This is a genomic window from Streptomyces sp. MNU76 (assembly GCF_020982545.1).
GTDB lineage: Bacteria > Actinomycetota > Actinomycetes > Streptomycetales > Streptomycetaceae > Streptomyces.
Map to the genome: position 1 here is coordinate 203701 of NZ_JAJKLK010000031.1, position 17734 is coordinate 221434.

Here is a 17734-nt window from a genome sequence, read left to right on the forward strand (position 1 = left end):
CGGCTCACCTCGCGCCGGGGAGCGTACGCGAGGCCCTGTGGTTCGGGATCACCCGATCGGCCAGGCCGTACTCCACCGCCGCCTCCGCGTCGAGGAAGGTGTCCCGCTCGATGTCGGCGCTGATCCGCTCCGGGCTCCGGCCCGTGTGCCGGACGAGCATCTCCTCCAGCTTCCGGCGGTTGCGCGTCAACTCCTCGGCCTGGATCGCCAGATCGCTGGCCTGCCCCTCGATCCGGTCGGCCACCGCCGGCTGGTGGATCAACACGCGCGCGCCGGGCAGCACGAACCGCTTGCCCGGCGTGCCCGCCGCGAGGAGCACCGCGGCGGCCGATCCCGCCTGCCCCAGACAGACGGTTTCCACGTCGCAGGTGACGAAGCGGATGGTGTCGTAGAGCGCCGTCATCGCGCTGAACGAGCCGCCGGGCGAGTTGATGTACAGCGAGATGTCGCGGTCCGGCGACTGGTGTTCGAGGTGCATGAACTGCGCCATCACGTCGTTCGCCGAGGTGTCGTCGATCTGCGTCCCGAGGAACACGATCCGTTCTTCCAACAACTTGGCGTACGGATCCATCGTTCGGTGACCCGCACTGGTGCGCTCGGTGAACTCGGGCAGCACATGACGGGCCGACGGCCGGTTCGCGGGCACGCGGTTCGCTGGCATGGGACGCGCCTCCTCTGATCGACTTCTGTAAAAAATGTACAGGACGTACGTACCAGAGAGGAGGCGTTTCGGTCGGCCGGAGCGGGATCTCGTACTCGGGGCGGCGCGAGGTGCCCGGTCTAAGCTGGACTGCATGGCCTACGAGATTCCGGTGACGCAAGCCAGGGCTGAGCTCGCCGATCTGATCAACCGCGTGGTCTACGGCGGCGAGCGCGTCGTCGTGACGCGGCACGGCAAGCCCCTCGTCGCCCTGGTCTCCGCGGCGGACCTGGAGCAGCTCGAAGCCCTCCAGGAGCCCACCGACGAGCCGGTGATCAGCGCCGTCTCCCGAGTACGCGAGGTAGCGCCGACGGCGCGGGAACAGCAGCGCTTCGGCATCGCGGCCGAGCACCGGGGGCCCGGGGCTTCGTAGGACTCCTGACAGGAGCGGTGGGCTGGGCCCGGGCGGCGGTCGCTTCCCGCGTCTACGCAGGGGACCCGCAACCTCGGCAACCGAAAGGCCCTGCGCCCCCGTCCGCTACAGCGGGGGCGCAGGGCCGGTGTGGAGAGCGGTCGCCGGGCTCAGTGGGCCGGGGGCGGCTCCGGGCGGTCCGCTCGGTGGGGCGCTCGGCGGGCGGGTGCGGCGCTCGCGCAGGCCGGCCATGAGGATCGCCGTCAGACCGAGGGCGGCCCACGCGGTCAGCACCAAGGTCGGGGCCAGGGCGCCGGCGCCGTCGAAGAAGGACACCGACCTGAGGAGCGACGCCCCGGCGCCGGGCGGGAGGAGCTGACCGAGGGCGCCCGCAGGCTCCGGGAGCATCTGGGGTGCGGAGGAGGCGCCCGCGAACGGGTTGCCGAGGAACACGATCAGCAGGGCGCCCAGACCGAGGCCCGCCCTGCCCAGCAGCGCGGCGAGTCCGGCCATGGTGGCGCCGACGGCCAGGATCGCCAGGCCCAGCACGCCGGCCTCGGCCCACCAGTGACCGCCGAGCACACCGAGCCAGCTGTCGGCGAGGGTGGCGGCCGCGGCCCCCACCAGTGCGGCGGCCCCGGTCAACGCGGCCGCCGCACGACCCCGGCGCAGCCCGAGCAGGGTGATCATGGCGCCGGACGCCGTCCCGGCCAGGGCCAGGGGCAGCACGCTCGAACCGAAGGCCGCGCCCCGCGGGTCGTTCGCCGGGCCGGCCACCACGTCGGTGGTCGTCACCCGGGTGCCTTCCTGTGCGGCCTGCTCCGTCACGGCCTGCTGCAGCAACTGGGCGACCATCGGGCTCGCGGCCGAGGCGGTGAGCAGCTTGGGCCCGGCAGGGGAGACGACCACCGCGCCGTATACATCCCGGTCCTCGATCGCCTCCCGGGCGGCCGCCTCGTCGGCGTAGCGGTGGATCTCGAACGCGCCGTCCCGCTGCTCGAGCTGCTGCTCGACCTGGGTGGCGGCGGAAGCCGGTCCGGCCACGCCGAGCGGCAGGTCGCGCGGCGCGGTGCGGGCGTTGGGCCAGGCGAAGGCCCAGAGCGCGAGCGCCGCGACGAGCGGGACCAGGACGATGATCGCGACCATGCGACGGCCGGGAGGTACCGAGTGGCCCGTGGTCGCCGCGCCGGTGGAGGGGGCGGCTGCGGCGGGGGTGGTGCCTGTGCCTGTGCCTGTGCCCGTGGCCTGGGCCGCGGTGGATGCAGCGGACGGGGCGGACATCTGGGTCTCCTTAAAAAGAAGGATCGTTCGTTTTTCTTGGGCTCACCATGCTCCCGAGGGTCGCGCTTGTCAAGAAGGAACGTTCGTTTTACGTTTGGCGGCATGCCCCGCGTATCCCAGGAGCGCCTCGACGCCCGCCGCCGCCAGATCCTCGACGCCGCCGCCCGCTGCTTCGCCCGCAACGGCTTCCACGCCACGTCCATGCAGGACGTGCTGAAGGAGGCCGACCTCTCCGCCGGGGCGGTCTACCGGTACTTCAGCGGTAAGGAGGAACTGATCGCCGCGATCGCCGGCACGGTCCTCGCCGAAGTGCGCGCGGCGTTCGAGGAGGCCACCACGCAGAGCCCTCCTCCGCCGCCGGACGTGCTGATCGGCACGGTCCTGCGCCGGATCCTGCACCGGCAGCCCATGCTGGGGGAGGCGGGGGAGTCCCTCTATCCGAGGCTCATGGTCCAGGTCTGGGCCGAGACGCTGCGCAATCCCGAGCTGCACGCCATCCTTCAGGAGGGGTTCGCAGAGGTCCGCAAGCCCTGGATCAAGATCGTCGAGGCCTACCAGGACGCCGGCCTGATGCGGGCCGACATCCCCGCGATCAGCGTCGCGCGGACGATGGTGGCGCTCGCCCAGGGCTTCCTCGCCCAGTACGCGCTCTTCGGGGAAGCGCCGGTCCAGGTGGTCGAGCTGGGTCTGCAGGCGCTGACGAGCATGGGCGACCCGAAGACCGGGACTGAGCGGGCGGGGCGTTAACGTCGCCGAAACGCCACCCAATTAGCCTGCGGCCACGCCACCAGCGAATTTGTCCGGTGGCGAGGCAACCGGATCCCGCACGGTCCGGAGCGAGGATGTGAGGTGGACGCCGTGCAACTGACCCCGCACGAGCAGGAGAGGCTGCTGATCCATGTGGCGGCCGACGTGGCGGAGAAGCGCCGGGCCCGCGGCCTGAAGCTGAACCACCCCGAGGCCGTCGCACTCATCACCGCGCACCTCCTGGAAGGCGCGCGGGACGGCCGCACGGTGGCCGAACTCATGGCCTCCGGGCGGCAGTTGCTCACCCGGGACGACGTCATGGAGGGCATCCCCGAGATGATCCACGACGTCCAGGTCGAGGCGACCTTCCCGGACGGCACCAAGCTCGTCACCGTCCACGACCCGATCGTCTGAGGGGGGCCAGTGATTCCCGGAGAGATCCTGTTCGCCTCGGACCCGATCGTCTACAACCAGGGCCGTGAGGTCACCCGGCTCACCGTCCTCAACGCCGCCGACCGGCCCGTCCAGGTCGGCTCCCACTACCACTTCGCCGAGGCCAACCCCGGCCTGGAGTTCGACCGCGCAGCCGCGCGCGGCAAGCGGCTGAACGTCGCCGCCGGCACCGCCGTGCGTTTCGAGCCCGGGATCCCCGTCGACGTCGAACTCGTACCGCTCACCGGCGCCCGTGTCGTGCCTGGTCTGCGCGGCGAGACCGGAGGTGCCCTCGATGCCTGAGATCTCGCGTGCCGCGTACGCGGACCTGTTCGGCCCCACCACCGGTGACCGCATCCGGCTCGCCGACACCGATCTGCTCGTCGAGATCGAGGAGGACCGCTCCGGCGGACCCGGACTCGCCGGCGACGAGGCCGTGTTCGGTGGCGGCAAGGTCATCCGCGAATCCATGGGCCAGGCGCGTGCTACGCGCGCAGAAGGCACCCCGGACACCGTCATCACCGGCGCGGTGATCATCGACCACTGGGGCATCGTCAAGGCCGACATCGGCATCCGGGACGGCCGGATCACCGGCATCGGCAAGGCGGGCAACCCCGACACCATGGACGGGATCCACCCCGACCTCGTCATCGGCCCCGAGACGGAGATCATCGCGGGCAACGGGCGGATCGTCACCGCCGGGGCCATCGACGCCCACGTCCACTTCATCTGCCCGCAGATCGCCGACGAGGCCCTGTCGTCCGGTGTCACGACCCTGGTCGGTGGCGGCACGGGACCGGCGGAGGGCTCGAAGGCCACGACCGTCACACCCGGTCCGTGGCACCTCGCCCGGATGCTGGAGGCGATGGAGCAGTACCCGCTCAACATCGGGTTCCTCGGCAAGGGCAACACGGTCTCGCACGAGGCGATGCTGTCCCAGATCCGCGGGGGCGCCCTCGGCCTCAAGCTGCACGAGGACTGGGGTTCGACCCCGGCCGTCATCGACGCCTCGCTGACCGTCGCCGAACGGACCGGCATCCAGGTCGCCATCCACACGGACACCCTCAACGAGGCCGGTTTCGTGGGGGACACGCTCGCCGCGATCGCCGGGCGCGGGATCCACGCCTACCACACCGAGGGCGCGGGCGGCGGGCACGCGCCCGACATCATGACCGTCGTCTCCGAGCCGTACGTCCTGCCCAGCTCCACCAACCCGACCCGGCCCTACACCGTCAACACCGCCGAGGAACACCTCGACATGCTGATGGTCTGCCACCACCTGAACGCGGCCGTGCCCGAGGACCTCGCGTTCGCCGAGTCCCGGATCCGGCCGTCGACCATCGGGGCCGAGGACATCCTGCACGACCTGGGCGCGATCTCGATCATCTCCTCCGACGCGCAGGCCATGGGCCGGGTGGGCGAAGTCATTCTGCGGACCTGGCAGACCGCGCACGTGATGAAGCGACGGCGGGGCGCGCTCCCGGGTGACGGGCGTGCGGACAACCGACGGGTACGTCGCTATGTCGCCAAGTACACGATCAACCCGGCGCTCGCGCAGGGTCTTTCCAAGGAGATCGGGTCCGTCGAGAGCGGCAAGCTCGCCGACCTCGTGCTGTGGGAGCCCGCGTTCTTCGGCGTGAAGCCGCAGCTCGTGATCAAGGGCGGGCAGATCGCCTACGCGCAGATGGGCGACGCCAACGCCTCCATCCCCACGCCGCAGCCGATCCTCCCGCGTCCCATGTACGGGGCCATCGGGCGGGCGCCCGCCTCCAACTCGTTCAACTTCGTGGCACCGCTCGCCATCGAGGACGGGCTGCCGGAGCGGCTGTCGCTGGGCAAGCGGTTCGTCGCCATCGAGTCGACCCGCGGGGTCACCAAGGCGGACATGCGGGAGAACGACGCGCGGCCCGAGGTGCGCGTCGACCCCGACAGCTTCGCCGTGCACATCGACGGGGAACTGGTCGAGGCGACACCGGCCGCCGAACTGCCCATGGCCCAGCGTTACTTCCTCTTCTGATGGCTGGGGTCCGTGTGGCTGGGGTCCGTGATGTCTAGGGCGACTCTTCTCGTCCTGGCCGACGGCCGCTTCCCCGCCGGGGGGCACGCGCACTCCGGCGGGGCCGAGGCGGCCGTCAAGGCCGGGCTGATCACCGGGGCGGAGGGGCTGGAGGCGTTCTGCCGGGGGCGACTGCACACCGCCGGACTGGTGGCTGCGTCCCTCGCGGCCGCCGCCGCGCTGGGTGTCGACCCGGTCGAGCTGGACGTTGCCGCCGACGCCCGTACGCCGTCGCTCGCGCTGCGGGTCGCCTCGCGGAAGCTGGGGCGGCAGTTGATGCGGGCGGCGCGGGCGACGTGGCCCTCCGGGGAGCTGGACGCGGTGGCGCGGGCGTTCCCCAAGGGGGCGCACCAGCCGGTCGTGCTGGGGGTCGCCGCCCGTGTCGCCGGGCTGGGGGCGGACGATGCCGCGTACTGCGCCGCGTACGAGAGTGTGAGCGGGGCGGCCAGTGCGACGGTGCGGTTGCTGAGTCTTGATCCGTTCGAGGCGACGGGGGTGTTGGCGCGGCTGGCTCCCGAGATGGACGGGGTGGTGGGGGCGGCGGTCGAGGCGGCGCGGGGGTGGGGGCCGGTGGGGTGGGGGTCTGCCGGTGGCTTCCGGGCCGTTGTTGGAGATCGGTGCGCAGGTGCATGCGGCTTGGCCTGTGCGGTTGTTCGCGTCCTGAGCGGGGTTCGCCCCCGCCGCCCTTACCCGTCCCATCCTTGAAGGGGCTGCGCCCCAGCTTTTTTCAGGCCCGCAGGGCCTGAATCCTTTAGGGGCGCGGGGAACTGCGCGAGAGGCCCCATGGACCCGCGCTCGCCGTACGACCGTCCTCCCCGAGCTCTTCCGCGCATACCCCACCCTCTCGAACAAGGAGCCGCAGTCATGCATCTCGACCACACCCACTCCCACGACGGCCCCTCCGCCCTCGCCGCGGACGCGCGGCGGCCCGACGGGACTCGGCGGGCCCTGCGCGTGGGGCTCGGTGGGCCCGTCGGGTCCGGTAAGACGGCGACCGTCGCGGCGCTGTGCCGGGCGTTGCGGGACGAGTTGTCCCTCGCGGTCGTGACCAACGACATCTACACCCGGGAGGACGCCGAGTTCCTGCTGCGGGAGGCCGTACTGCCGCCCGAGCGGATCACGGCCGTGGAGACGGGGGCGTGCCCGCACACGGCCATCCGGGACGACATCTCCGCGAACCTGGAGGCCGTGGAGGATCTGGAGGACGAGGTCGGACCGCTCGACCTGATCCTCGTCGAGTCCGGCGGCGACAACCTGACCGCCACCTTCTCCAAGGGCCTCGTCGACGCGCAGATCTTCGTCATCGACGTGGCCGGCGGCGACGACATCCCGCGGAAGGGCGGGCCCGGTGTCACCACCGCCGACCTGCTCGTCGTCAACAAGACGGACCTCGCGCCGTACGTCGGGTCCGACCTCGCCCGGATGGCCGCGGACGCGAAGGCACAGCGTGCGCACCTGCCCGTGGTGTTCCAGTCGTTGCGCGGCGGGACCGGGGTCGCGGACGTCGCCGCCTGGGTCCGGGAGAAGCTCGCGGCGTGGACGGCATGACGGTGGCGAGAGGGGCCGCCGTGCAGCGGGACAGGGGGACGACCGGAGTCAGGGCCACCGCGCGTATCGCGGCCCGCGCCGACGGGCGCGGCGGTACGGCCCTGCCCGTGCTGGAGAGCGACGGACCCCTGGCCCTGCGGCGCACCCGGGGGAGCGGTGACGCGGCGCGCGTCATGCTGGTCGGGGCGATGAGCGGGCCGCTCGGCGGGGACCGGTTCGCCGTCGAGGCGGAGATCGGCGAGGGGGCCCGGCTGGACGTCGGGTCGGCCGCCGCGACGATCGCGCTGCCCGGGCAGGCCAGGGGAGAGGCCCGCTACGACGTACGGATCGACGTGGCCGCCGGAGGCGAACTGCGGTGGCTGCCCGAGCAGTTGATTTCCGCCCAGGGGAGCGACCTGGCCGTGTCGACGCGGCTGGAACTCGCCGTCGGGGCGCGGTCGGTGTTCCGGGAGGAGCAGGTGCTCGGCCGGGCCGGTGAGGAGCCGGGACGGTTGCGGAGCCGGCTCACCCTGTTGCTCGGCGGGCGGGCGTTGCTCGACCAGGAGGTGGGATGCGGGCCGGGGGCACCCGGCGGCTGGGACGGACCCGCGGTGCTCGGCGGACACCGGGCCCTCGGTCAACTCCTCGTCGTACGGCCGGAGTTCGTCGACAAGCTGCCCGAGCCGAGAGTGCTGGGGGAGACCGCCGTGCTCACTCCGCTCGCCGGCCCCGCCGTCCTCGTCAGCGCGCTCGCCCCCGATGCGCTGCGGCTGCGGCGTGTGCTCGACCAGGCTCTCGCCGAGCTGGACGGCTGAGGGGGAGCGGGTCCGCCATCCGCTGAACGGGACTTTCCGCACCGGTTATCGGATTAGTAAAGAACACGTCGGCCCCCTGTTCCCAGGTGCCTCACAGGTACGAGGATCCCCGTGACCATTCGACACTTCGAATCGATGTACGGGGAGTTCCCTCTTGAGAGGTATGAGGCCGACGAGAAGGGCGGGAGCGTTCGGCTCCGCCGGACTGCTCGTCACGGCGACCCTGATAGCCAGTGCCGTCACCGCGCCCGCGGCCGGTGCCGCGGACGGTGCGAGTGCGCGGGACCGTGAGGCCAAGGGAGTCGCCGTAGCCGCCGCGAAGGCGGCGAAGCAGGGCATCGCCTGGCAGGACTGCCCCGAGGGCTGGGGTCTGGAGAAGCCCATCCAGTGCGGCTGGGTCACCGTGCCGCTGGACTACGCCAGGCCGAACGGCAAGCAGATCAAGCTCGCCGTCGACCGGATCAACAGCACCGGTACGAAGGAGGAGCGCCAGGGCGCGCTCGTCTACAACCCCGGCGGTCCGGGCGGCTCCGGCCTGCGCTTCCCGCGCCGGGTCACCACCAAGAGCCCGCTGTGGGTCAACACGGCCAAGGCCTACGACTTCGTGGGCTTCGACCCGCGTGGTGTCGGCAAGTCGGCGCCCATCTCCTGTGCCGACCCGCAGGAGTTCGTGAAGGCGCCCAAGATGGACCCGGTCCCGGACTCCGAGGCCGACAAGAGCAAGCAGCGCAGGCTCGCGGCGAAGTACGCGGCCGGCTGCAAGGAGCGCAGCGGCGCGATGCTGCCGCACATGACCACCCCGAACACCGCGCGTGACCTGGACGTCATCCGGGCCGCCCTCGGGGAGAAGAAGCTCAACTTCCTCGGCGTCTCGTACGGCACGTACATCGGCGCCGTCTACGGCACCCTCTTCCCGACCCACGTGCGCCGCATGGTCGTCGACAGCGTGGTGAACCCCTCCCGCGAGAAGATCTGGTACCAGGCCAACCTGGACCAGGACGTCGCCTTCGAGGGCCGCTGGAAGGACTGGACGAAGTGGGTCGCGGCGAACGACGCCACCTACCACCTCGGTGACACCCAGGCGAAGGTGCAGGCGAACTGGCTGAAGCTGCGCGCCACCGCGAAGAAGAACCCGCTCGGCGGGCTGGTCGGCCCGGCCGAGCTGATCTCCTTCTTCCAGAGCGCCCCGTACTACGACTCCGCGTGGGCGCCCACCGCCCGGGTGTGGAGCAAGTACGCCGCCGGTGACACCCAGGCGCTGGTCGACGCGGCCGCCCCGGACCTCACCGACACCGCGGGCAACGCCGCCTCCGAGAACGGCAACGCCGTCTACACGGCGGTCGAGTGCACCGACGCCAAGTGGCCCACGAGCTGGGAGAAGTGGGACCGCGACAACACCCGGCTGCACAAGAACCACCCGTTCATGACCTGGGCCAACGCCTGGATGAACCTGCCGTGCGCCACCTGGCAGTCCAAGCAGTACACCCCGGTGGACGTCAAGACCAAGAAGGGCCTGCCGCCCGTCCTGATCGTCCAGTCAGAGCGGGACGCGGCCACGCCGTACGAGGGCGCCGTCGAACTGCACAAGCGGTTCAAGGGCTCCCGGCTGATCACGGAGCAGAAGGCCGGCTCCCACGGAGTCACCGGTCTGGTCAACCCGTGCGTCAACGAGCGCGTGGACACCTACCTGCTCACCGGCAAGGTGGGCAAGGCCGACGTGAAGTGCGCCCCGCACGCCACGCCGACCCCGTAGGACCTGCACCCGTAGGGCGTGAAGGGGCCGTAGGGCCATGAGAGAACGGTGAGGGGGCGACCGTCGTCGCCGGTCGCCCCCTCACTCATGCGCAGTTCACGCACGCGCGCGGGTGTTCACGCCTGGTGCTCCGCCAGCCAGGCGTCCTCCGCCGCGTAGTCGAAGAGGTCCCCGTACACCTCGGCCATCCGGGGGTAGGCCTCCCGCCAGTCCCGTCCGTCCGCCAGCCGGTCCTCGATCCACGCGACCGTCCGCGGCAGCGACTCCGCGTACCGGACCACCGGGCGGTAGTCCAGCTCCCGCTCCGCCGCCGACATGTCGCACACCACGGGCACCGGCACGGACCACGGGGTGTCGCCCACCGTGGGTGACGGGGCGGGGCCGTCCACCAGCACGTTCTCCGTCCGTACGCCCATCACCGCGTCGATGGCGGCGGCGATCTCCACAACGGTGGGCGCCTCGGGGTCGACGGCGTTCAGCGCCCGCGAACCGGGCCGGGCGGCCGCCAGCCGGACCAGCTCGGCGATGTTGTGGACGCTCGCCGGATGGAAGCGGCTCGCACCGCCGTACGCGAGGACCCGGCGCGGCCTGCCGTCCAGGTTGCGCTTGACGAAGTACAGCTCGCGCGGGGTACGGCAGTGCGGTCCGTGGACGGCGCCCGCGCGCAGCAGGGTCGTGGGCAACCGGTCGCCCCCGGCGAGGAGTGCACGCTCCAGGCCCGCCTTGCGGGTGCTGTACGAGGTGTCGGCCGGCCGGACCGTGCGCTGGCTCTCGGGCAGGGGCAGCGGGTAGGCGGGGAAGCATCCGGGCTCCGCCTGGGTGTCGAAGTTGCGGCCCTCGTCGTCCTCGTACACCGAGACGCTGGAGACGACGACCGCCGAGCCCACCCGGTCGGCCAGCGCCAGCAACTGCCGGGCGTGTTCGGGGCCGTAGGCGACCACGTCCACCAGCGCGTCGCAGCCGTCACCGATCGCGGCCGCCAGCGCCGTGTCGTCGCCACGGTCGGCGGAGAGGGTCCGCACCTCATCCGGCCAGTCGTCGTCCCGGCCGCCGCCCCGCGAGACGGCCGTCACCTCCCACCCGTCGCGAGCCAGCGCGCCCACGGCCACCCGGCCGATCTGTCCCGTCGCTCCGACCACCACAGCACGTCGTGTCATGGCCTCGACCGTACGACGTTCCGGTGCCGGGCGCCCTGATGCTCTGCTACTGGCAGAACACCTGGGCCAATGCGCTCAACTCAGCGGCATACGCGGGAACTTGCGCTCCTTCGCCGCGGCGGCCTCCTCCGCCTTCACGACGGCCGCGTACTGGTCGACGTACTCCTGTTCGGAGAGCGTGAGGATCGCGTACATGATCTCGTCGGTGATGGCGCGCAGCACGGCCTTCTCGTTCTCCATGCCCTCGTAGCGCGAGAAGTCGAGGGGCTTGCCGAAGCGGATGACGACGGGGTGGATGTGGGGGATGACCTTGCCCGGGGGCTGCGCCTCGAAGGTGCCGATCATGGCGCACGGGATGACGGGCACCCCGGCCTTGAGCGCCATGACGGCGACGCCGACCTTGCCCTTGTAGAGGCGGCCGTCGTGCGAACGGGTGCCCTCGGGATAGATGCCGAGGAGTTCGTCCTTGCTCAGCACGCCGAGCCCCTCACGGATGGCGGCCTGGCCCGCCTCCTTGCCGGAGCGGTCGACCGGGATCTGCCCGACGCTGTGGAAGAAGAACGCCGTCAACCTGCCCTTCAGCCCCGGGCCGGTGAAGTACTCGGCCTTCGCCAGGAAGGTGATGCGGCGCTTGAGGATCGCGGGCATCAGGAAGTGGTCCGAGAAGGACAGGTGATTGCCCGCGACGATGGCCGCGCCCGACGACGGCACGTGTTCGAGGCCTTCGATGCGAGGCCGGAAGACCAGTCTCAGCAGGGGGCCCAGAAGCACGTACTTGAGCAGGTAATAGAACACGGCGTCTCCCTCGCGCTACCGGATCGGCTCTGTGGACGTGTTCGGACTCACGAGGACTCCTCGCCGACCTCGCTGACGCTGCGTCAGGCGCGGGAGCGCTGGTGGGCCTCGTCCAGCGTGTCGACGATTGATCGTAGCCCTACCTGCCACGTCACCGGGAGGAGGCCGGAGGAAACCGAACAGCGAGGACGCCGACCGGCACCCGGCACTCGGCGGACTGGAGGACCGGCGGGCCGGCGGCCAAGCGGGGACGCGTTGAGTCGGCACGCCACGCCACGCCACGCCACGGCACGGCTCGTCTCGGCCCGGCGGGCGCACCACGTGCTCCCGCCCGCCCACACCCCTGATCGACATGCCCTCTCCCGCGAGCGGCCTTAGCGTCGGCATATGCGCGTAGGGCGTGGCGCCGAATGACCGGGTCCGGGGAGGAACCGGGCGTGAACGATCCGAATGGGGCAGGTGCGCATGGCCGTCCACGCCCACGCCACGGCCGGAGCCACGCCCGAGCAGGTTCTCACCCGCACCGACCGCGACCTCGCCGACCTGAACGCCGGCCGCTTCGTCTCCTGCCTCTACGCCCACCTCGGCGACTCCGGCGACCTCCCGCTGCACCAACTCGTGGACGACCTCGTGCACCACACCCACCGCACCGGCCGGCACACCGACGACATCGCCCTGCTGCTCCGGCCCCCGCACACCGCAGAGCGGTGACCGGACTCGCTCGCAGAGCCTCTCAGCCTGTCCGTCCGGGCCTCGACGGCTGGTCGTCCGCGACTTCCCCGGGGCGCGCGGGCAGCTTCGGAGCCCCGCCCAACTCGTCCGACAGACAGGCCAGATAGAGGGCCATGGTGGCACGGTGGTCGCGCAGCGACCGGCTGGTGAACTGCTCGATCTTCTGCATGCGGTAGACCACGGTGTTGCGATGGACGTGCAGCGCCTCGGCGGCCCGTACGAGATTGAAGCCGCCCTCGCACCAGGCGATGATCGTGTCGCGCAGGACCGTCCAGTCCGGCTGGACACGCAGGTCCGCGGCGGTCACCGCCAGCAGTCGGCCTCGGGCGGGCTGGCCCACCGCCGCCAGGAGCTGTTGGATCCGCAGATCGGCGATCGGATGCACCAGGCCGTCGCCCGCCGCGCGGGTGGTCGGCCGCCCGGCGGAACCGCCCGCCCACCGGGCCGTCAGCCGGAGTGCGTCGCAGGCGTCCTGGTAGGAGTCGTGCAGGGCGCCCACGGAGTCGGCCGGTCCGCCGATACCGGCGCGGGCCGTGAGGGAGTTCTGCGCGGCGATGAGATCGGCGACCCGGCGGCAGTCGGCCGTCAGGGACGCCGTCGCCCGGTCGGCCCGCAGGCGGTGCAGCACGCCGAGCCGGCCGGGAGCCGTGGTGGCGACGATGTCCTGGGGGTCGGCGAACACCTCACGGACCGTGCGGAGCAGCTCCGAGCGCACCAGTGCCATGTCCCGGGTCGGCGCTCCGCCGTGCCGACGGCCGCCCGGCTCGGCCACGGTCACCTCGAAGGCCACCGCGACCCGGGGCAACCGCAGGTCGAAGCCCAGCTCGGCGGCACGGAAGAGCAGGAAGTCGCCCTCGACCACCTGAGGATCGTAGGAGGCGATGTCCGCGAACAGTTTCTCGGCCGCCCGCTCGGCGAGCAGCCGGGAGCGCAGCATCACCGACTCCCGCAGCAGGATCTCCGTCTGACGCTTCACCAGCAGGCCGAACCGCCGCACCTGGGCCGGTGTGCCGGTGATCCCGACCGTGCCCACCGCCCGCCCGTCCGTGACCAGGGGCAGGGTGACACCGGGCCGCACACCCCGCAACCGATGCGCCTGCGAGGCACTGTGCGCGGCCGGTTCCTGGGTGCGGATCACCTCGACGGAGGCCTCGTGGAAGGTGCCGACCCGGCTGCTGTCGCCGCTGCCGATGACCATGCCCTCCGCATCGGTGATCAGCACGTTGAAGCCGATGACCGCGGAGGTGTCCCCGGCGATCTCCTGAGCGAGTGACGGGCTCAGCACGGGCGTTCCTCCCGTCGAGAGGCGGACCGAGGCTGGACGCACCGTACAGCGGGAGGGCCGGAGTTCACCACAAGTTCGTACGAAGCGAACAGTGACCGACGACCGGCCCGCTCGTAGCCTTTGGCCTCATCACACCCCCGCCGGAGGCACACCGCGGTGAACGGCGGGGCCCGCAGGCCGATACGGAAGGCCCACGCCGATGAACCGTCTGCGTCCACTCGTCGCCGCTCTGTCCGCGACCCTCCTGCTGTCCACCGTCGGCGCCTGTGGTGCGGAGGGTGACGACGGCCCGAAGAACGTGTCCGCGAAGACCGCGGGGCTGGGCACCCTCACTCCCGGCGTCATCAAGGTCGCCGTCCAGCCCTACGCGCCCTACACCAGCGTCCAGGGCGACAAGATCGTCGGACTGGACGGCGACATCCTCAACCAGGTGGCCGAGAAACTGGGCCTGAAGGTGGAACCCCAGGTCACGGACTTCGCCGGCATGCTCGCCGGGGTGCAGTCCCGCCGGGTGGACATCACCATAGGCGGGGTCGCCTGGTCGGCGGACCGGCAGAAGCAGGGCCTGTTCACCGACCCGCCCTACTACTCGCCCCCGGCGATGGCCGTCCGCGACGGCAGGACCTACCGGACGGTCGACGACCTGGAGGGCCACGACCTCGGGACCGTCGAGGGCTATGTCTGGGTCAAGTCGATCCAGTCCGTCCCGGGTGCCGAGCTGCACGCCTACCCCGATGCCCAGGGCGTCTTCGACGACCTCGGAGCGGGCCGTGTCGACGTCGGCTTCCTCGACCCGCTCATCATCATCGCGGCCCAGAAGGAACGCCCCGACCTGAGGATCAGCACGCAGTACCTGACCCCGCCGAGCGCGGCGGAGGTCGAGGCGAAGCCCGCCTACGCCTACTTCCAGCCGTACCAGACCGGCTTCTACCTCCCGAAGAAGGCCGACAAGCTGGAGAAGGCCATCTCCGCCGAGATCGACCGCATGTACGAGAACGGTGAGATGTCCGGGCTGGTCGAGAAGTACGGCGGCGACCCGAAGCAGTTCCTCGTGCCGACGGCCGATGTCGCCGCCGCGCGACGGGGCGTGGACCGGCCACGGGACTGGACCCCGCCGTCCGTCGGCGAGTGAGGGGCCGACGTGTCCGATCTCGCCGCCTTCTTCGAAGTCCCTTGGTCCGACTACCGGAGCGATCTCGTCGACGCCCTCTGGCGCACCGTCTCCTACACGGTCGTGAGCTTCGTCGGCGCGGTGCTGCTCGGCCTCGCGGTGGCTCTCCTCCGGCTCAGCCGGGCGTGGGCCGCGCGTGCCGCCGCCGCCGTCTACACGGAGGTGTTCAAGAACGTCCCCCTCCTCGCCATCATCTTCCTCACCTACTTCGGGCTGGCCTCGGCCGGTGTCCGCCTGGACGTCTTCACGGCCGGCTGCCTCAGCCTCGTCGTCTTCTACGCCGCCTACCTCTCGGAGATCTTCCGCGCCGCGATCAGCGGGGTGCACGCGGGACAGACGGAGGCCGGTGAGGCACTGGGCCTCGGCCGGGCGGGGATCTTCGGCCACGTCATCCTGCCGCAGGCCGTGCGTCAGGCGCTGCCCGGCACCAACACCATGCTCGTCGACCTGCTGAAGTCCACCTCGCTGCTGGTCACCGTCTCCGCCGCCGAGCTGATGTCCGAGGGCCGGCTCATCACCTCGGCCACCTTCCGCGCCCTGGAGGTGTACCTCGTCATCTCGGCCGTCTACTTCGCCCTCTGCTATCCGCTCTCCCAACTGCTCCTCCTGCTGGAGCGCAGGGTGCGGGCCGGAGTGCCCCTGTCCCCCTGGCGACGCCGACGCCTGAACGCGGCCCGCGCGCTGCTCGCCCCCGGCCCGACCGTCCCGGTCGGGGACGACACCGACATGAAGGCAGGTGCCGTATGACCGAGTCGGCGACCACACCCGAGAAGGCCGCACCCGGAGCAGCCACCGCGGGGGCCGGGTCCGCGGAGGCCGACCCCGAGAAGCTCACGCCCGGCGAACACCGGGCGACCGCCGACACCGTCGTCCGCATCAGCGGCCTGAGCAAGTCCTTCGACGGCCGTCTCGTCCTCGACCACGTCGACCTGGAGGTCGCCCGGGGCCGCATCGTCAGCGTCATCGGGCAGAGCGGCGGCGGCAAGACGACGCTGATGCGCTGCGTCAACCTGCTGGAACGCCCGGACCGGGGCACGGTCGAGGTCGCCGGGGAAGTGGTGCACCAGGGCGGCCGCACCGTCTGCCGCGACCTCGCCCGGCTGCGCCGCACCGTCGGCATGGTCTTCCAGCGGTTCAACCTCTTCCCGCATCTCACCGCCGTCGAGAACGTCGTCCTCGCCCAGCGCAAGGCGGGCGTCCCCGAACAGCAGGCACTGGAGCGGGCCGTGGCCCTGCTGCGCCGGGTCAAGGTCGCCCACCGTGCCCTCGCCCTCCCCGACCAGCTCTCCGGCGGCGAACAGCAGCGCGTCGCCATCGCCCGCGCCCTCGCCCTCACCCCCGAGGTGCTCCTCTTCGACGAACCCACCTCCTCCCTCGACCCGGAGGCCACCCGGGAGGTATTGAGCGTGATGCGGGAACTCGCCGCCGACGGCATGACCATGCTGCTGGTCACCCATGAGCTGCCGTTCGCCCGCGAGGTCTCCGACCACGTCGTCTTCGTCGACGGGGGCCGGATCGTGGAGGAGGGCCGACCCGAGGAGGTCCTCGATCGTCCGGCCCACGCGCGCACCCGGGAGTTCCTCGCCTCGTACGGGACCGCGTCATGACCCGAGCGCCCGATGCAGGCGCACCGGTCGGCGACGCCCCGGTGGTGGTCGTCGGCGGTGGCGTCGTAGGGCTGTGCACGGCGTACTACCTGGCCGCCGCCGGGGTTCCGGTGGAGGTCGTGGAGCGCCGGGGCCTCGGCTCCGGGGTGTCCCGCGGCAACGCGGGCTGGGTCTGCCTCAGCCATTCGACACCCGTGCCGGCCCCCGGTGTCCTGCGCTACGCCCTGCGCTCGCTCGGCCGCCCCGACTCGCCCCTGTACCTACGGCCGCTGCCGGACCCGGCGTTCGTCCGGTGGCTGTGGCGGTTCTGGCGCAACAGCACACCGGCCGCGTTCCGGCACGGCTACGCGGCGATCGCGGAGCTGAACCGCACCACCTTCGACCTGTTCGAAGGGCTGCGTGAGGGCGGCGTCGACACGACCCTCACCCGGCCCGGCATGGTGCACGCCTTCCTGTCCCCGGCCGAGGCCCGCCACCACCTCGCCGTCCAGCGGGAGATGGCGGAGGGCCGCTACCCGCTGCCCGACGACGTCACCACGGGCGCCGACGCCCGGCTGCTGGACGACGCGCTGGCGCCCACGGTGCGCGCGGCCTATCTCGTCGAGGGCGAGGGGGTGGTCGATCCGGAGGCCTTCGCCCAAGCGCTCGGCGACGCGCTCGCCGCAGCCGGGGTGAAGGTTCACGAGAACGCGGAGGCCACCGGATTCCGGTCCGCCGGGGGGCGGATCACCGCACTGCGCACCGCGCACGGCGAGATCCCCTGCTCGGCCGTCGTCGTCGCCGCCGGGATGCGTTCGCCCGGCCTGTTGCGCGCTCTGGGGAGGCCGATGCCCCTCCAGGCGGGCAAGGGCTACAGCTTCTCCGTGGAGCTGGATCCGGCGCCTCGCCACACGCTGTACTTCGGTGAGCGCCGGGCCGTCGCCTCGCCGATCGGCGGCACCACGCGGATCGGCGGGACGATGGAACTGAGCGGCAACAACAACCGGCTCGACTGGCGGCGGGTCGTCGCGGTCGCCCTCGCGAGCCGGCCCTATCTGGGCCGCTGGTTCGACGATCCCGACGATCTGGTGAGCCTGATCCGGGATCCGTGGGTGGGCGGGCGGCCGTTCCTCCCGGACGGGCTGCCCGTGGTCGACCGGGTTCCGAGCCATGAGAACGCGTACGCGGCGACCGGGCACGGGATGCTGGGGGTCACGCTGGGGCCGGCGACCGGGGCGCGGCTCGCCGAGTACATCCGTACCGGGCGGAGGCCGGAGGTGCTCCTGCCGTTCCGCTTCGATCGGCTGCGGTCCTGAGCGGCGTGTTCCGCCCCTCCGCCCCTCCT

General features: G+C 71.8%; 18 protein-coding genes and 1 pseudogene. 14 read left to right on the forward strand and 5 right to left on the reverse strand.

The annotated features are described in order from the left end of the window. Positions 1 to 4 precede the first annotated feature (4 nt). Positions 5 to 661, reverse strand: a complete 657-nt coding sequence (locus E4N62_RS46440) for an ATP-dependent Clp protease proteolytic subunit (RefSeq protein ID WP_230224456.1) — start codon at positions 659 to 661, stop codon at positions 5 to 7. A 133-nt stretch (positions 662 to 794) separates the two neighbouring features. Between E4N62_RS46440 and E4N62_RS46445 the strand changes: the two genes are divergently transcribed. After that, positions 795 to 1073 carry a type II toxin-antitoxin system Phd/YefM family antitoxin gene (locus tag E4N62_RS46445; RefSeq protein ID WP_230224457.1) on the forward strand — a complete coding sequence of 93 codons (279 nt, stop codon included), beginning with the start codon at positions 795 to 797 and terminating at the stop codon, positions 1071 to 1073. A gap of 105 nt (positions 1074 to 1178) precedes the next feature. On the opposite strand, the gene E4N62_RS46450 is transcribed toward E4N62_RS46445, so the two are convergent. Continuing rightward, positions 1179 to 2198 (reverse strand): ABC transporter permease, encoded by a 1020-nt coding sequence (locus tag E4N62_RS46450; protein ID WP_374117279.1) that lies wholly within the window; start codon positions 2196 to 2198, stop codon positions 1179 to 1181. Positions 2199 to 2435: 237 nt separating this feature from the next. On the opposite strand from E4N62_RS46450, the gene E4N62_RS46455 reads away from it, so the two are divergent. The 8 genes and pseudogenes from E4N62_RS46455 to E4N62_RS46490 all read left to right on the forward strand — a co-directional run bounded on the left by E4N62_RS46455 (position 2436) and on the right by E4N62_RS46490 (position 9663). After that, on the forward strand, positions 2436 to 3080 hold the full coding sequence (locus E4N62_RS46455; RefSeq protein WP_230224459.1) for a TetR/AcrR family transcriptional regulator: 645 nt from the start codon (positions 2436 to 2438) through the stop codon (positions 3078 to 3080). Between the two features lie 111 nt (positions 3081 to 3191). Continuing rightward, complete coding sequence (locus tag E4N62_RS46460) at positions 3192 to 3494, forward strand: urease subunit gamma (RefSeq protein WP_045562427.1); 303 nt, start codon at positions 3192 to 3194, stop codon at positions 3492 to 3494. A gap of 9 nt (positions 3495 to 3503) precedes the next feature. Then, the gene (locus tag E4N62_RS46465; protein WP_184896850.1) at positions 3504 to 3815 is read left to right on the forward strand and encodes an urease subunit beta; all 312 of its coding nucleotides are present in this window, start codon (positions 3504 to 3506) and stop codon (positions 3813 to 3815) included. Continuing rightward, on the forward strand, positions 3808 to 5529 hold the full coding sequence (locus E4N62_RS46470; RefSeq protein WP_230224460.1) for an urease subunit alpha: 1722 nt from the start codon (positions 3808 to 3810) through the stop codon (positions 5527 to 5529). Before E4N62_RS46465 ends, E4N62_RS46470 begins: the two co-directional genes overlap by 8 nt. A 30-nt stretch (positions 5530 to 5559) precedes the next feature. Further along, positions 5560 to 6232 (forward strand): annotated as a pseudogene (locus E4N62_RS46475) (urease accessory protein UreF). 200 nt (positions 6233 to 6432) lie between these two features. Next, on the forward strand, positions 6433 to 7116 hold the full coding sequence (gene ureG, locus E4N62_RS46480) for an urease accessory protein UreG (RefSeq protein WP_230224461.1): 684 nt from the start codon (positions 6433 to 6435) through the stop codon (positions 7114 to 7116). Beyond that, a complete protein-coding gene (locus tag E4N62_RS46485) occupies positions 7113 to 7910 on the forward strand; it encodes an urease accessory protein UreD (RefSeq protein ID WP_230224692.1) in 798 nt (265 codons plus the stop codon). The genes ureG and E4N62_RS46485 overlap by 4 nt, the downstream gene beginning before the upstream one ends. A 163-nt stretch (positions 7911 to 8073) precedes the next feature. Further along, complete coding sequence (locus E4N62_RS46490; RefSeq protein ID WP_230224462.1) at positions 8074 to 9663, forward strand: alpha/beta hydrolase; 1590 nt, start codon at positions 8074 to 8076, stop codon at positions 9661 to 9663. Positions 9664 to 9779: 116 nt separating this feature from the next. On the opposite strand, the gene E4N62_RS46495 is transcribed toward E4N62_RS46490, so the two are convergent. Then, the gene (locus E4N62_RS46495; RefSeq protein WP_230224694.1) at positions 9780 to 10805 is read right to left on the reverse strand and encodes an NAD(P)-dependent oxidoreductase; all 1026 of its coding nucleotides are present in this window, start codon (positions 10803 to 10805) and stop codon (positions 9780 to 9782) included. A 90-nt stretch (positions 10806 to 10895) separates the two neighbouring features. After that, positions 10896 to 11615, reverse strand: a complete 720-nt coding sequence (locus tag E4N62_RS46500) for a 1-acyl-sn-glycerol-3-phosphate acyltransferase (protein ID WP_184896859.1) — start codon at positions 11613 to 11615, stop codon at positions 10896 to 10898. 450 nt (positions 11616 to 12065) lie between these two features. Between E4N62_RS46500 and E4N62_RS46505 the strand changes: the two genes are divergently transcribed. Then, positions 12066 to 12326 (forward strand): SpoIIE family protein phosphatase, encoded by a 261-nt coding sequence (locus tag E4N62_RS46505; protein ID WP_374117267.1) that lies wholly within the window; start codon positions 12066 to 12068, stop codon positions 12324 to 12326. A 22-nt stretch (positions 12327 to 12348) separates the two neighbouring features. Here E4N62_RS46505 and E4N62_RS46510 read toward each other — a convergent pair whose 3' ends face one another. Continuing rightward, on the reverse strand, positions 12349 to 13632 hold the full coding sequence (locus tag E4N62_RS46510; protein ID WP_230224464.1) for a sugar diacid recognition domain-containing protein: 1284 nt from the start codon (positions 13630 to 13632) through the stop codon (positions 12349 to 12351). Positions 13633 to 13831: 199 nt separating this feature from the next. Between E4N62_RS46510 and E4N62_RS46515 the strand changes: the two genes are divergently transcribed. Genes E4N62_RS46515 through E4N62_RS46530 form a run of 4 tightly spaced genes read left to right on the forward strand, consistent with a single transcriptional unit; the run spans position 13832 to position 17705 of the window. After that, positions 13832 to 14764 carry a transporter substrate-binding domain-containing protein gene (locus tag E4N62_RS46515; RefSeq protein ID WP_230224466.1) on the forward strand — a complete coding sequence of 311 codons (933 nt, stop codon included), beginning with the start codon at positions 13832 to 13834 and terminating at the stop codon, positions 14762 to 14764. Positions 14765 to 14773: 9 nt separating this feature from the next. Then, positions 14774 to 15550 (forward strand): amino acid ABC transporter permease, encoded by a 777-nt coding sequence (locus E4N62_RS46520; protein WP_230224468.1) that lies wholly within the window; start codon positions 14774 to 14776, stop codon positions 15548 to 15550. Beyond that, entirely contained in the window at positions 15547 to 16410 is an 864-nt protein-coding gene (locus tag E4N62_RS46525; RefSeq protein WP_230224470.1) for an amino acid ABC transporter ATP-binding protein, read from the forward strand. The genes E4N62_RS46520 and E4N62_RS46525 overlap by 4 nt, the downstream gene beginning before the upstream one ends. Continuing rightward, on the forward strand, positions 16407 to 17705 hold the full coding sequence (locus E4N62_RS46530; RefSeq protein ID WP_230224472.1) for an FAD-binding oxidoreductase: 1299 nt from the start codon (positions 16407 to 16409) through the stop codon (positions 17703 to 17705). The genes E4N62_RS46525 and E4N62_RS46530 overlap by 4 nt, the downstream gene beginning before the upstream one ends. Positions 17706 to 17734: the final 29 nt, after the last annotated feature.

Excerpts from the sequence above, each read along its gene's own strand:
- E4N62_RS46505 (WP_374117267.1), top strand. The coding sequence starts at position 12,066 with ATGGGGCAGGTGCGCATGGCCGTCCACGCCCACGCCACGGCCGGAGCC.
- E4N62_RS46515 (WP_230224466.1), top strand. The coding sequence starts at position 13,832 with ATGAACCGTCTGCGTCCACTCGTCGCCGCTCTGTCCGCGACCCTCCTG.
- E4N62_RS46485 (WP_230224692.1), top strand. The coding sequence starts at position 7,113 with ATGACGGTGGCGAGAGGGGCCGCCGTGCAGCGGGACAGGGGGACGACC.
- E4N62_RS46440 (WP_230224456.1), bottom strand. The coding sequence starts at position 661 with ATGCCAGCGAACCGCGTGCCCGCGAACCGGCCGTCGGCCCGTCATGTG.
- E4N62_RS46455 (WP_230224459.1), top strand. The coding sequence starts at position 2,436 with ATGCCCCGCGTATCCCAGGAGCGCCTCGACGCCCGCCGCCGCCAGATC.
- E4N62_RS46445 (WP_230224457.1), top strand. The coding sequence starts at position 795 with ATGGCCTACGAGATTCCGGTGACGCAAGCCAGGGCTGAGCTCGCCGAT.
- E4N62_RS46525 (WP_230224470.1), top strand. The coding sequence starts at position 15,547 with ATGACCGAGTCGGCGACCACACCCGAGAAGGCCGCACCCGGAGCAGCC.
- E4N62_RS46450 (WP_374117279.1), bottom strand. The coding sequence starts at position 2,198 with ATGGTCGCGATCATCGTCCTGGTCCCGCTCGTCGCGGCGCTCGCGCTC.
- ureG (WP_230224461.1), top strand. The coding sequence starts at position 6,433 with ATGCATCTCGACCACACCCACTCCCACGACGGCCCCTCCGCCCTCGCC.
- E4N62_RS46530 (WP_230224472.1), top strand. The coding sequence starts at position 16,407 with ATGACCCGAGCGCCCGATGCAGGCGCACCGGTCGGCGACGCCCCGGTG.
- E4N62_RS46470 (WP_230224460.1), top strand. The coding sequence starts at position 3,808 with ATGCCTGAGATCTCGCGTGCCGCGTACGCGGACCTGTTCGGCCCCACC.
- E4N62_RS46490 (WP_230224462.1), top strand. The coding sequence starts at position 8,074 with ATGAGGCCGACGAGAAGGGCGGGAGCGTTCGGCTCCGCCGGACTGCTC.